General features: G+C 55.0%; 11 protein-coding genes. 2 read left to right on the top strand and 9 right to left on the bottom strand.

Going from position 1 to position 13,981, the window contains the following annotated elements; translation table 11 throughout:
• Positions 1–33: 33 nt before the first annotated feature.
• From pta to maeB, 6 genes are all read right to left on the bottom strand, one after another.
• Entirely contained in the window at positions 34–1,050 is a 1,017-nt protein-coding gene (pta, locus tag OGX94_RS12480; RefSeq protein ID WP_257661771.1) for a phosphate acetyltransferase, read from the bottom strand.
• Positions 1,047–1,850, bottom strand: a complete 804-nt coding sequence (gene eutT, locus OGX94_RS12475) for an ethanolamine utilization cob(I)yrinic acid a,c-diamide adenosyltransferase EutT (protein ID WP_063941691.1) — start codon at positions 1,848–1,850, stop codon at positions 1,047–1,049. The genes pta and eutT overlap by 4 nt, the downstream gene beginning before the upstream one ends.
• A gap of 9 nt (positions 1,851–1,859) precedes the next feature.
• Complete coding sequence (eutQ, locus tag OGX94_RS12470) at positions 1,860–2,558, bottom strand: ethanolamine utilization acetate kinase EutQ (RefSeq protein WP_003835059.1); 699 nt, start codon at positions 2,556–2,558, stop codon at positions 1,860–1,862.
• Complete coding sequence (gene eutP, locus OGX94_RS12465; RefSeq protein ID WP_257661769.1) at positions 2,536–3,015, bottom strand: ethanolamine utilization acetate kinase EutP; 480 nt, start codon at positions 3,013–3,015, stop codon at positions 2,536–2,538. The genes eutQ and eutP overlap by 23 nt, the downstream gene beginning before the upstream one ends.
• Positions 3,016–3,027: 12 nt before the next feature.
• The gene (gene eutS / locus OGX94_RS12460) at positions 3,028–3,363 is read right to left on the bottom strand and encodes an ethanolamine utilization microcompartment protein EutS (RefSeq protein WP_003037995.1); all 336 of its coding nucleotides are present in this window, start codon (positions 3,361–3,363) and stop codon (positions 3,028–3,030) included.
• 160 nt (positions 3,364–3,523) lie between these two features.
• On the bottom strand, positions 3,524–5,803 hold the full coding sequence (maeB, locus tag OGX94_RS12455) for an NADP-dependent oxaloacetate-decarboxylating malate dehydrogenase (RefSeq protein ID WP_003835063.1): 2,280 nt from the start codon (positions 5,801–5,803) through the stop codon (positions 3,524–3,526).
• A 280-nt stretch (positions 5,804–6,083) separates the two neighbouring features.
• On the opposite strand from maeB, the gene tkt reads away from it, so the two are divergent.
• Positions 6,084–8,078 (top strand): transketolase, encoded by a 1,995-nt coding sequence (gene tkt / locus OGX94_RS12450; protein ID WP_286569342.1) that lies wholly within the window; start codon positions 6,084–6,086, stop codon positions 8,076–8,078.
• Here the strand turns inward: tkt and OGX94_RS12445 are convergent.
• The 3 genes from OGX94_RS12445 to aegA form a co-directional block, all read right to left on the bottom strand.
• On the bottom strand, positions 8,068–9,111 hold the full coding sequence (locus OGX94_RS12445; protein ID WP_286569341.1) for a DUF1176 domain-containing protein: 1,044 nt from the start codon (positions 9,109–9,111) through the stop codon (positions 8,068–8,070). The genes tkt and OGX94_RS12445 overlap by 11 nt on opposite strands.
• A gap of 123 nt (positions 9,112–9,234) precedes the next feature.
• Positions 9,235–9,810 (bottom strand): GDP-mannose pyrophosphatase NudK, encoded by a 576-nt coding sequence (gene nudK / locus OGX94_RS12440; protein ID WP_003835070.1) that lies wholly within the window; start codon positions 9,808–9,810, stop codon positions 9,235–9,237.
• Between the two features lie 156 nt (positions 9,811–9,966).
• Entirely contained in the window at positions 9,967–11,946 is a 1,980-nt protein-coding gene (gene aegA / locus OGX94_RS12435; RefSeq protein WP_206159765.1) for a formate-dependent uric acid utilization protein AegA, read from the bottom strand.
• Positions 11,947–12,206: 260 nt separating this feature from the next.
• Between aegA and narQ the strand changes: the two genes are divergently transcribed.
• Positions 12,207–13,904 (top strand): nitrate/nitrite two-component system sensor histidine kinase NarQ, encoded by a 1,698-nt coding sequence (gene narQ, locus OGX94_RS12430; RefSeq protein WP_125112678.1) that lies wholly within the window; start codon positions 12,207–12,209, stop codon positions 13,902–13,904.
• The last annotated feature ends 77 nt before the right edge of the window (positions 13,905–13,981 follow it).

The raw sequence follows: 13,981 nt of genomic DNA, 5'->3' as shown, positions 1-13,981 counted from the left end.
GTTTTCCTCTCATTAAGGGGTCCAGAACGGGACCTAAACAACCAGTGTTTGTGAGGCGTTTTCACGACTCATGTCAGTCTGGCGCGGCACTGCTGCCACCAACGCCAGTTCGATAATTTCCTGTACGCTACAGCCACGAGAGAGATCATGAAGCGGTGCGGCAAGCCCTTGAATCAACGGACCTACTGCGCGATACCCTCCCAGACGCTGAGCGATTTTGTAGCCAATATTGCCTGCCTCCAGCGATGGGAAGACCATCACATTGGCATTGCCCTTTAACGGACTGGCTGGCGCTTTTTGCGCAGCGACATCCGGAACAAAGGCGGCATCAAATTGCAGTTCTCCGTCCACGGTAAGCTGCGGGGCACGCTCACGAACGATCTCGGTCGCCTGCTGCACGTTAGCGACGTTAGGATGGCGAGCACTGCCATTGCTTGAAAACGACAGCATGGCGACGCGCGGCTCTTCACCAGTGATCGCCTGCCATGTCTGTGCGCTGGCAATCGCAATATCCGCCAACTGTGCGGCGGTGGGCTGCGGTACGACGCTGCAATCGGCAAAGCCTAATGACGGCCCAAGGTACTGCGGCAGCATCAGGAAAATTGACGACAGCGTTTTACAGCCAGGCTGTAGCCCGATAATGCGTAATCCGGCACGCAGCACGTTCGCTGTTGATGAGAGATTGCCCGCAATACAGACGTCAGCTTTACCCGCGCTGACCATTGCAGCGGCGAACATCAGCGGATCGTTGAGTTTTTCCAGCGCATCCGCAGGCGTTTTATCTCCCGCGCGGGCCAGCCAGCGCAGCGCAAACTCTTCGCGCATTGGCTGATTGCTTTGCGGATCGATAACCTGAATGCCATCCATTGCCACCCGGTGGCTGAGGGCAAACTGGCGCAGCGCAAACGGACTGGCGACGAGAATGGGATGTGCCAGACCGTGCTGATGCAGGTAATTCGCCGCCTTCAGCACCCGGACATCCAGCGCATCCGGGAACACCACCCGTGCAGGTGAGCGTTGGGCGAGTTGACGAGCACGTTCAATGATCATTGCTTCTCCCCCAGTCGCTGTTGAATTTGGTTAACCGTCAGCGGATGCTTCGCAACGCTCAGAATCATCATCACGTAGACCGTACTGGAAAGGCGATTGAGCGCCTGCATAATGTCCGGTCGCATAACCTCAAAACTGCGAGTGATGAACACCTGGGCCGCCACCGTCTCCGTTTCACGGACTTTGGTACGCAGCAAATTAAGCAGCGCGCAATCACGTCCGTGGCTGGCCTCCGGCACCAGATGGTCGTGGTCCAGATAGCGCAGCGGTTGATGCGAAAGACGGTGTAAATCTTCGTCACTTAAACCCACGACAGCTTGTGCTGCCAGCGGCTCATCCATGGCATCAGCGCGCATAATATTGCCCAGGCGCGAGCGGATATCCGCCAGCCACGGCTGCCACGGTTCTGCCATCTCAATCTGCAACCACACGGCCAGGGCGATGGTGCTGTCCAGCGCGGCGCGAAATCCCAGACGCGGATCGCTTTTGGCGACCATCTTGTCCGCCGTCAGATGCGTCAGGGTGTCCGGTTTCTTCACCACCGGTTGATGACACAGTTCGCAGCTGGCCTGTGGATGCGTATCGCTGCTGGTTAATCCATGCACCGGCTGCGGCTGCTGTTCTTCGTCATCAATAAACAGGCTGCCCTGCTCGTCGATAAACTTAATACGCAGATGTCGGCTTTCCAGTAATTCCCGGGCAGACGGCGTCAGGCGAGCGTCAGCGGGGAGATGAATTTCAGCCCCTTCGCTGAGCGTATGATTCGCTCTGAGCCATGCTTCGGTAATGAAATCCTTCATACATCCGCCTTAGCAGGACTGCCAGTTCGCAGGCCAGGCCACATACAGAAACTTCACCGTCGATGGCGTACCAAATTCGATGCTGGAACCTTTCGGGATAAACATTACGTCCCCGGCTTTTGCAATCATGGTTTCGCCTTCGTGGCGAACGTGCAGCTCGCCTTCCAGAATCATGTCGATTTCGTCGTAGTTCAGCGTCCATGGGAAAAAGGCGTTATCCCACTGCATAAACCCGGCGGCCATACTGCTACCGTCCTGGTCGGTCACCAGATCGGTTAAGCCCACGCAGTGCGGCTGCGCGCCGTCAAAACGACCAAACTTCACGCTGCTGCCGTCGATGACTTTGACGCCGCCTTTGCCGGTTACCGAGTTAAAGCTCGGCTGCATTCCGCCCTGTTCCAGCGACTGCTTCTCCTTCATAACTTTGTCCATCAGCTGGGCGACCAGGCTTTCGGTAAACTGCCCTTCCGGTAACTGCGCAATGATGGTTTCGCGAATGCGCTGGCTTTCCGTTTTGCCATCATCAACCGCCGCCGGTACAGCAGCAGTTGACGCGGATTCCTCGCATTCACTGATGGTAACGCCCAGCAGCTCCGCAACTTCGCGCGCCTCCGGGGTGATGATGCTGGCGCGCAGAACAACCGACATTTCCTGTTCGCCGCGTGCGTGGGCCGCACGAATATCATTAGCTGTGATGAGTTTTTTCACCTGCCCTTTCCTCCTTTTGGCTGAGCTCAGTCAGATAATCCACCAGGTGCTGCACGCTGCGCGGGTCATGGCTATTGAGCTCAAAAATCGGCTCCTGAAACCCCATCCCGCGAAGTAGTTGTCGCGTTGCGGCGACGTCGGCATCCGGCATGTCCGTTTTACTGATAACGGCGATTTGTCGTTTACTGGCGCCGATATCCAACAGCCCGGCAGGTAAGCGACTTTCTTTATCATTTGCCGCGTGTATATAAATCAACGTATCGACATCCTGCAGCGTGGTAATTAAGGCGTGATACCAGCGCGGATGGCTAAAATATTCCCCTGGCGTATCGATATCGCCATTTTTATTAAACTCCACGGCCTGTGTTTTTCTGGCGAGGGAATAATTCCCCTGTAGCGCATTAAAGAGCGTTGTTTTCCCCGCCCCCACCGTACCGACAAATGCAATACGTTTCATCGCCGCCTCTGATTAACTTTTTGTCAGGTTGCACAAAGTGAAATTTAATAATCGACCCAGACCGCTTACCGTCTGTAATAACGCTTCTTCTACTGCGCCTACCGAACCGTAGATCACCAGTGCGCCGCTGAATCTATCGAGAAAACCGATATGTACATCCGCCGCCTTCATGGCTAAGTCACCGGCAATCATCGCGGTTTCGCCTGGCGTCAGCGTCATGATGCCGATAGCGCCCGCTTCGGGAACGCCGATCTTTTTCGCTAATTCCTCGCCGGGGTGCGCAATGAGATGCGCCAGCGTGACCTGTTTCCCCGGCACAAATTCCTGAATAATGCGTTCTTTTTCCATTGCTCACCGCCTCCGCTAAAACTGCCCTCATCGTGGCAATTTTTTGTCAGAGTAAATAACAAAATTCGGCAACCAGGTTTAAAAGGTGAAGTAGATCACTAAGAAAGGGAAAATAAAAAGGCGCGGGAGAAACCCGCGCCGGAAATAAATTAAAGTGAAATTACAGCGGCTGCGTTTGGGCTTCTACAACCGCCAGCGCCACCATATTAACGATACGACGAACAGAGGCGATCGGCGTTAATACGTGAACAGGTTTCGCAACCCCCATCAGCACCGGGCCAACCGTTACGCCTTCAGAACTGGAAACGCGTAGTAAGTTGTAACTAATACGGGCCGCTTCCATATTTGGCATCACCAGAATATTCGCTGAGCCTTTCAACGGACTGTCCGGCATGCGGTCATTACGGATGCTTTCCACCAGCGCGGCGTCGCCGTGCATTTCGCCGTCAATCATCAACTCTGGCGCGCGCGCCTTAATCAGCTCCAGCGCGTCGCGCATTTTGCTGGCCGACGGACAGTTAGAGGAACCAAAGTTGGAGTGCGACAGCAACGCCACCTTCGGTTCGATACCAAAGCGACGCACGGTCTCTGCCGCCATCACGGCGATTTCCGCCAGTTGCTCAGGCGTAGGATCGTCGTTGACGTAGGTATCGGCGATAAAGGTGTTACCGCTTGGCAGCAGCAAGGCGTTCATCGCCCCGGCAGTATGCACGCCGTCGCGATGACCAAATACCTCTTTCACCACGCTGAAGTGCTCATGGTAGTCGCCAATCGTACCGCAGATCATCGCATCCGCTTCGCCGCGCTGTACCATGATTGCGCCGATCACCGTGGTGTTGGCGATCACCGCACGCTGCGCCTGCTCTTGGGTAATCCCACGACGCTTCATAATCTGGTAGTACTCGCTCCAGTACTCTTTAAAGCGCGGATCGGACTCATTGTTGACGATTTCAAAATCGACGCCCGCTTTGATCTGCAGACCCAGTTTCTGGATGCGCATTTCAATAACGCTTGGACGACCGATCAGGATCGGCTTCGCCAGCCCTAACGTGATCAGCTCCTGGGTAGCGTGCAGTACGCGCGCTTCTTCCCCTTCGGTCAGCACCACGCGCTTCGGCGCTTTGCGTGCCAGGGAGAAAATCGGCTTCATGAACAGGTTGGTTTTGTAGACGAATTCAGTCAGCTTATCGATGTAAGCGTCAAAGTCGGCAATCGGACGCGTTGCCACGCCGGAGTCCATCGCCGCTTTCGCCACAGCAGGGGCGATTTTGACGATCAGACGCGGGTCGAACGGTTTCGGAATGATGTATTCCGGGCCGAAGCTCAGGTCCTGATCGCCATAAGCAGAGGCCACCACTTCACTCTGCTCGGCATGCGCCAGCTCAGCAATGGCGTGCACCGCCGCCAGTTTCATCTCTTCGTTGATGGCCGTCGCACCAACGTCCAGCGCACCGCGGAAGATGAACGGGAAGCACAGGACGTTGTTAACCTGGTTCGGGTAGTCTGAACGACCGGTACAGATGATGGCGTCGGAACGCACCTCTTTTGCCAGCGGCGGCAGGATTTCCGGCTCCGGGTTGGCGAGTGCCAGAATCATTGGCGCACGCGCCATCTTCTTAACCATTTCCTGCGTCAGCACTTTCGGGCCCGAGCAGCCGAGGAAAATATCTGCGCCGTCAATAACATCATCCAGCGTGCGCTTACCATCATCCACCACCGCGTAAGCCGCTTTGGTTTCCGCCATGTTCGGTTCGCGGTCTTTGTAAATCACGCCTTTGGAGTCACAGACCACAATATTGTGTTTCTGCATACCCAGCGCTACCAGCAGGTTCATACAGGCAATCGCCGCCGCACCTGCACCAGACACCACCATGCGCACGTCAGAGATATTTTTCTCAACCACCCGCAGACCGTTCAGAATTGCGGCAGTACTGATGATTGCCGTACCGTGCTGGTCATCGTGGAAGACCGGAATATTCATGCGTTCGCGCAGTTTTTGCTCAATGTAGAAGCACTCCGGCGCTTTGATATCTTCGAGGTTGATACCGCCAAACGTGGGTTCCAGGGCCGCAACCACATTGATAAATTTATCCGGATCGAGTTCATCGACTTCAATGTCGAACACGTCGATCCCGGCGAATTTCTTAAACAGAACGCCTTTACCTTCCATCACCGGTTTGCCGGCCAACGCGCCAATGTTGCCGAGACCCAGCACCGCTGTACCGTTGGAAATAACCGCAACCAGGTTGCCGCGCGCGGTGTATTTGTAGGCTGCCAGCGGGTCCTTTTCAATTTCAAGACACGGTGCAGCCACACCCGGCGAATAGGCCAGCGCCAGGTCGCGCTGCGTTGCCAGAGGCTTGGTTGGAGAAACCTGGATTTTACCGGGTACCGGAAATTCGTGGAAATCGAGGGCGCTTTGTTTTAACTGGTCATCCATCTTGTTGTTCCTTTCACGTATCTATCAAAAAAGTGGCGCGGGTAACCATTCTACTGAGCCGCACATTATCACCTCAGTCAACGGCACAAACTTTGAAGGTCCCCAAACTCTCACCATTCAAAGAAAGAATTTGTTATCAATTTATAACAGCCATGTTACCTGCTTAATCCAGCAATACCATGCTTGTCTGCTATGCTTTTTGCTGACAACGCCCGCAATTTTCCCAAAAGTGTGAATCACAACACGCATCTAACACTTTACTTTTCAAGGAGTATTTCCTATGACCCGTAAAGAGCTTGCCAATGCCATTCGTGCGCTAAGTATGGATGCCGTCCAAAAAGCAAACTCCGGCCACCCTGGAGCACCAATGGGGATGGCCGATATCGCCGAAGTGCTGTGGAACGATTTTCTACGCCATAACCCGGCCGATCCCACCTGGTACGATCGTGACCGGTTTATTCTGTCCAACGGCCACGCCTCAATGCTGCTTTACAGCCTGTTGCATCTTTCCGGTTACGACCTGCCGATCGAAGAATTAAAGAACTTCCGTCAGCTCCATTCGAAAACGCCAGGTCACCCGGAAATTGGCTACACACCGGGCGTGGAAACCACCACCGGACCGCTGGGCCAGGGGTTAGCCAACGCCGTCGGCATGGCCATTGCCGAGCGAACGCTGGCAGCGCAGTTTAACCAGCCAGACCATGAGATTGTTGACCACTTTACCTGGGTCTTTATGGGCGACGGCTGTCTGATGGAGGGTATTTCACACGAGGCTTGTTCGCTGGCGGGCACGTTGGGGCTTGGCAAACTCATCGGCTTCTACGATCACAACGGCATCTCGATTGATGGCGAAACCGACGGCTGGTTTACCGACGATACTGCAAAACGCTTTGAGGCTTATCACTGGCATGTGGTGCACGAGATTGACGGTCATGACCCTGAGGCGGTGAAAAAAGCCATTCAGGAAGCGCAGGCTGTTACCGATAAACCGTCGCTGATTATCTGCCGCACGGTGATTGGTTTTGGCTCACCAAATAAAGCCGGGAAAGAGGAAGCACACGGCGCTGCGCTGGGCGAAGAAGAGGTGGCGCTGACCCGGCAGAAACTGGGGTGGCATCATCCTGCTTTTGAAATCCCCAAAGAGATTTACCGGGCGTGGGACGCACGCGAGAAAGGCGAAAAAGCGCAACAGGGCTGGAAGGAGAAATTCGCAGCTTACCAACAAGCCTACCCGGAACTGGCGGCAGAGTTTACTCGCCGGATGAGCGGTGGGCTGCCGGAAAAGTGGGAAGAAACAACTCAGAAATATATTACCGAGCTGCAGGCCAATCCGGCCAAAATCGCCACCCGCAAGGCCTCGCAAAATACCCTAAACGCTTACGGGCCTATACTGCCTGAGCTGCTTGGCGGATCGGCGGATTTGGCCCCCAGCAACCTGACCATCTGGAAAGGCTCCTCCTCTCTTAAAGAGGATCATGCAGGAAACTACATTCACTACGGCGTGCGGGAATTTGGCATGACGGCGATTGCCAACGGTATCGCCCATCACGGGGGCTTCGTACCGTACACCGCCACGTTCCTGATGTTTGTCGAATATGCCCGAAATGCCGCGCGTATGGCGGCGCTGATGAAGGCCCGACAAATCATGGTTTATACCCACGACTCAATTGGTCTGGGGGAAGATGGTCCTACGCACCAGGCCGTTGAACAGCTCGCCAGCCTGCGTCTAACGCCTAATTTCAGCACCTGGCGACCATGCGATCAGGTTGAGGCGGCGGTAGGCTGGAAGCTGGCAGTCGAACGTCATGACGGGCCAACGGCGCTGATCCTCTCGCGGCAGAATCTGGCACAGGTTGAGCGCACGCCAGAGCAGGTGCAGCAAATTGCCCGCGGCGGCTATGTGCTCAAGGATGGCGGCGGTAAGCCGGATGTTATTTTGATTGCTACCGGTTCAGAAATGGAAATCACGCTGCTGGCAGCGGAAAAACTGACCGGCGAAGGTCGTAACGTGCGAGTGGTTTCTCTGCCCTCAACCGATATCTTTGACGCCCAGGATGAGGCGTACCGGGAATCGGTCCTGCCAGCAAACGTCAGCGCTCGCGTGGCGGTAGAAGCAGGAATTGCTGACTACTGGTACAAATATGTCGGGCTGAAAGGGGCAATTGTTGGGATGACGGGTTATGGAGAGTCGGCTCCAGCGGACAAACTGTTCCCGTTCTTCGGCTTTACGGTAGATAACATCGTCGACAAAGCGCACAAGGTGCTTAACGCGTGATCCACAGTGTGGGCCAGGCATCTGGCCCATGCCAGTTATCGCAGCTTGGCTCCTGGGCATAGCGCACCAGGCGAAAACGTTGACCGTCGTAGCGCCAGCGGGTCTGGATACCGCAATCTGCCAACCCTCGTCCTTTAGCGAGGGTGACCAGCTCCCGCGATTTCTCGTCAAACGTCGCGTTGGTCAGCTCCATATCGCGACTTTCTGCATCCGTTTTAAACGGCAGGTTTAACCGTACCGCGCGTGAAGTCAACGGAGTCGTACGTGAAACCACCCACGCCAGATCGATGGTGTTATACGCCCCGGCCTCACAGCCAATCATCAGCAGCGCTTTATCATCCGTTAGGGCCGTGACGCGCATCTCGCGACGCAGCGGATCGATAGAGCAGCGAATACCGTTGATCCGCCAGTTACCATAGTCCAGCAGTTCACTGCGCTCCTGCTGTGTGAGAGGCGTTGGCGTTGGATTAATGACCGCTACACCTTTCAGCGCGGGGGCCGGAGGTACGCTGAGCGGAGGCTCGTCACCTTTTTCAATCCATGCGGTTTCGCTCCCCACCCGTTTTTGCTGGGCGTCGATAAACAACAACGCGGCTTTTAGCCCGACCAGCGAAAGGTTTTGCGCACCTTTTTGCAGGCTAATCGCCTTCGCGTCCTGTACGGTTTGTAAAAATGTGCTGATGGTGGCCGGATCATCGGTCGTCACCTGCCAGGGAGTTATGCGCCAATGTTCGCCGCTCAGCGAGAGTGGCGCACCATCCAACAGCAGACGCGGCGCAATATCGCTCTCTTTGACGCTGGACGATTCCAGCCCGCCCAGCTCAATACGCAACACGGCATCGGTATGTGCCCCGGCGCTGCGGCTCAAGGTCATGACCAGGCCGTGGTGCTCCCCGGTATTGCGCGCCACGCAAAAATTTTGGTTATTACACGTCACCTGCCAGTCAGAAAACGCCTGTTGCGCGGGCGCAGCCCACAGCAAACGGGCGGGTAGCAACCCGAGCAGGAAAAGGAGAATAACGCGATAGCGCATGGACGGTACAACCCCGAAGTCAAAACACACAGCCTAAGCGGTATCTTCCTTGCGCGACTGATGTGGCTCAATAAGAATCGTCGGATTGGCCGTAAATTTGTAAAGAAATATAAATCCCGCGCATCAGTCCATGAGATGCGATGACTGCAAATAGTTCAGTAATAGCACCGTTTTACCGTCACGGATCTCACCTGTTTTGATCATTTCCAGCGCCTGTGTGAACGGCAGTTCCAGAACTTCAATATCTTCATCTTCCACGCCGCCACCCGCGTTTGCACGCTGGCTGTCACTGTATTGTGCGATGAAGAAGTGGATTATTTCCGTCACACCGCCCGGCGACATGTATAGCTCAAACAGTTTACGTACTTCACCCACTTCAAAGCCGGTCTCTTCAATCGCCTCTTTTCGAATACATGCTTCCGGTTCGTCGTTATCCAGCAGCCCGGCGCAGGTTTCAATCAGTTGACCGTCTTCGTTACCGTTGACCCATGTCGCAACGCGAAACTGGCGGATGAGCACCACCGTTTTCTTCTCCGGGTTATACAGCAGGATTGTGGCGCCGTTGCCACGATCGTAAACCTCACGTTTGTGACGGATCACCTCTCCATTCTTACGGGTCAGGTCATAAGTGATATTGCGCAGGACGAAGTAGTTATCGGAAAGGACTTTATCTTTGATGAGGGTAATTTTTTGCGACATACCGGCTCCACAGCAAGAAGTGAGAAATAATACTACGCCGTGAAACCGGGTTTGTCTTGGAACAATGTAGGCCTGATAAGCAAAGCGCCATCAGGCATTCATGCGGCACATTGCCGGATGGCAACGCTAACGCGTTTTATCCGGCCTACTCGCCGATTAATGAGATTTGACTGATTTTACGCCCAGCCAGTCGACGATCCCCTGGGCAGCATGCCGCCCTTCCGCCATGGCCGTCACCACCAGGTCCGCACCGCGTACCGCGTCGCCACCGGCAAAGATTTTCGGGTTACTGGTTTGATAACGGTATGCGCTTTCAACATCGGCGGCAATGCGCCCCCAGTTATCGACCTTAACGCCATGCGACTCCAGCCACGGCATGCCGTGTGGGTGAAAGCCAAACGCCATGATCACCGCATCTGCGGGCATAACAAACTCACTCCCGGCGATGGGAACCGGGCGACGACGGCCCTGCGCATCAGGTTCGCCAAGTTGGGTTCGTAAGAAACGCACGCCGCTGACTCGCCCATCGGCATGCAGCACCAGCTCAACCGGCTGGACGTTAAACTCGAAGTTTGCCCCCTCTTCCCGGGCGTTCTTCACCTCTTTTTTTGAGCCGGGCATGTTGGCTTCATCACGACGATAGGCGCAGGTCACCTGGCTTGCGCCATGACGCAGGGCGGTTCGCACACAGTCCATTGCCGTATCGCCTCCGCCCAGCACAACCACGTTTAGTCCGGCGGTATCGATAAACGGTTCTTCAGGCAGTTCCTCCAGCCCCATCACCTGCTTGGTGTTGGCAATCAGGAACGGCAGCGCATCATACACGCCAGGCGCATCTTCATTTGGCAGGTCCGCCTTCATGGAACGATAGGTTCCTACGCCCACGAACACAGCATCGTAATCCTCCAGCAGCTTTTCAAGCGCGACATCCTTACCCACTTCACAGTTAAGTTCAAAATGAATGCCCATGGCGCTGAAGATTTCACGGCGACGGGCCAGCAGCGATTTGTCCAGCTTGAAGGCCGGAATACCGAACGTCAGCAAACCGCCAATTTCAGGATGGCGATCGTAAACGGTGGCGCTGACGCCGCTGCGCGCCAGCACATCCGCACAGGCCAGACCCGCCGGACCCGCACCGATGATGGCAACACGCTTGTCCACTTTCTGCACATGGCTTAAGTCCGGTCGCCATCCTTTACTCAGCGCCCGATCGGAGATGTAACGCTCAATATTACCGATGGTGACTGCGCCATGCTCGCTACGCACCGTGCATGCCCCTTCGCAGAGTCGATCCTGCGGGCAAACGCGTCCGGTCACCTCCGGCAGGCAGTTGGTCTGGTGAGAAAGCTCAACCGCCGCGTCGATATTCCCGGCTTTGACCAGTTCAATCCACTGCGGAATGTGGTTATGCAGTGGACAGGTCCATTCGCAGATACTGTGGTCGCCGCATTTCAGGCAGCGAGAGGCTTCGCGCTCCGCCTGTGCCGTACGAAACGGCAGATAGATCTCTTCAAAGCTGGTTTTCCGGGCTTCAATCGCCAGTTTATCCGGCTCCCCACGCGCAGGCGTCGCCTGCATTTGCTCACGTTTAGTGATGACATGTGGAACAAAATCGGTAGTGCTGGCATGCCATGGCTGGCTTTCCAGACTTGCGGCACGCAGCCTGCGCGCTTTTGACAGACCGGTAAGCGAATTTTCCGTCACCAGCTGTAACGCCTGCGCCGGACAGTTCTCTACGCAGGCGGGTCCCTGTTCACGCCCCTGGCACAGATCGCATTTGTGCGCGGTAGCTTTCACCTTCCCTTTGGCGACGGGAGTGAGTACGATCTGCATGGTGCCGAAAGGACAGGCAACGACGCACGATTTGCAGCCAATGCACTTTTGTGAGTCCACCTGAACGCTGTCGTTATCATGGCTAATTGCCCCGTTTGGGCAACTTCTGGCGCAGGGTGCATCTTCGCAGTGGTGACAGGTCACCGCGCTGCGCTGCTGCTGATGCTTAATGACGGTAATTCGGGGCTGAAAATGCCGTTGGTCCAGGACATGCTGTTCGCCATTGTGAGCCATGACGCAGGCGACCTCACAGGCATGGCATCCCAGGCACTGCTGGCTATTGACCATAATAAAACGATTCATGGCTTCCTTCTTTTTTGGTTGCAAAAACCTTATTCTTTATAAGAGTGTTATTAACCGACACGGAAGGAAGCGGCAATGTTCATTTGCCCAGGAAGCACAACTATTTATCCAGAACCTGTGGCAGATCAATTTATTTCATCGCATATGAAATTGTGTTTCAGTTACCATCCAGTTTCATGGCGTTTTATTAACATTTATCAAATACACCGCATCGTTCACGCTGTTTTCAGGCGCGACGTGTATTGTGTGAGGATGCACAAGTGACGGTAAAGCGTCCGGTCTCGGCCAGTCTGGCTAAAGCTTTTTTCTACATAGTGCTGCTGTCAATTCTCTCAACGGGTATTGCGCTGCTCACGCTGACCAGCAGCTTGCGAGATGCCGAAGCCATCAACGTTGCTGGCTCGTTGCGCATGCAAAGCTACCGTCTGGGTTACGATCTACAAAGCCAGAGCCCGCAGCTTAACGCCCACCGCCAGCTTTTCCAGCAGGCGCTAAACTCGCCAGCACTACAGAATCTGAACGCGTGGTATGTGCCACAAGCGGTAAAAAGCCGCTATGGACGTCTGCATGCTAACTGGCTGGAAATGAACGCCCGCCTGGTCGACGGCGATTTGAAATGGTACCAGGCCAACATCAACAACTACGTCGATCAGATCGATCTCTTCGTGCTGGCGTTGCAGCATTATGCCGAACGCAAAGTGATGCTGGTATTTGGCATCTCGCTGGCGGGCGGGATAGGCATATTCACCCTCGTCTTCTTTACCCTGCGGCGCATTCGCCAGCAGGTGGTGCGTCCGCTGAATAAACTGGTGATGGCCAGTCAGCAAATTGAACACGGTCAGTTTGATATCCCACCGCTGGATACCGGTTTGCCCAATGAACTGGGATTGCTGGGCAAAACGTTTAGCCAGATGTCGAGTGAATTACACAAGCTGTATCGTTCGCTGGAAGCGTCTGTGGCCGAGAAAACTCACGATCTCCACGAAGCCAATCGCCGTCTGGAGGTATTGTATCAGTGCTCCCAGGCGTTAAATACCAGCCAGATTGACGTGCACTGCTTCCGCCATATTTTACAGATCGTCCGCGAACATGACGCCGCGTATTTCCTTGAACTCACCGTCGGTGATAACTGGCGGATTAGCGAAGGGACTAAAAGCCCCGAGCTGCCGATGCAGATCCTGCCTGTCACCATGCAGGAAACCGTCTACGGCGAACTGCACTGGCAAAGTCCAAACGTCAGTGCTTCTACTCCGCTGCTCAACAGCGTCTCCTCGATGCTGGGACGCGGGTTGTACTTCAACCAGGCGCAAAAACATTTTCAGCAGCTGTTGTTAATGGAGGAGCGAGCGACAATTGCACGCGAACTGCACGACTCACTGGCGCAGGTGCTCTCTTATTTACGTATTCAGCTCACGCTGCTGAAGCGTTCAATTCCGAAAGATAACGCCCCGGCGCAAAGCATTATGGCGGATTTCTCCCAGGCGCTGAACGATGCCTACCGTCAGCTACGAGAACTGCTCACCACCTTCCGTCTGACCTTACAGCAGGCAGACTTACCCTCCGCCCTGCATGAAATGTTGGAAACGCTGCAAAATCAAACCTCAGCTAAACTCACACTCGACTGTCGGTTACCCACGCTAGCGTTGGATGCGCAAATGCAGGTGCATCTGTTGCAGATCATCCGTGAAGCGGTGCTGAACGCCATTAAACATGCGAGTGCGAGCGAAATTGCCGTCAGCTGCGTAACGGCTCCGGACGGCAACCACACGGTTTATATCCGCGATAACGGCATCGGCATTGGCGAGCCGCATGAGCCTACAGGGCACTATGGACTCAATATTATGCGTGAGCGGGCGGAAAGACTAAGCGGCACGTTGACCTTCTCTCAACCTTCCGGAGGGGGAACGTTGGTGAGCATCAGTTTCCGTTCGGCTGAATCAGACAGTGAGCTAACGTAAAGAACCGCAAAGCGCCGTCGGGTCTGGATCCAGGCCTGACGGCGTTGGCACGAAAGGTATGCTGTAAACGGGCATGA

It is taken from the genome of Citrobacter sp. Cpo037 (assembly GCF_030332945.1).
In the GTDB taxonomy this organism is placed as follows: Bacteria; Pseudomonadota; Gammaproteobacteria; order Enterobacterales; family Enterobacteriaceae; genus Citrobacter; species Citrobacter portucalensis.
This window is presented reverse-complemented; position numbering and strand designations above follow the sequence as displayed.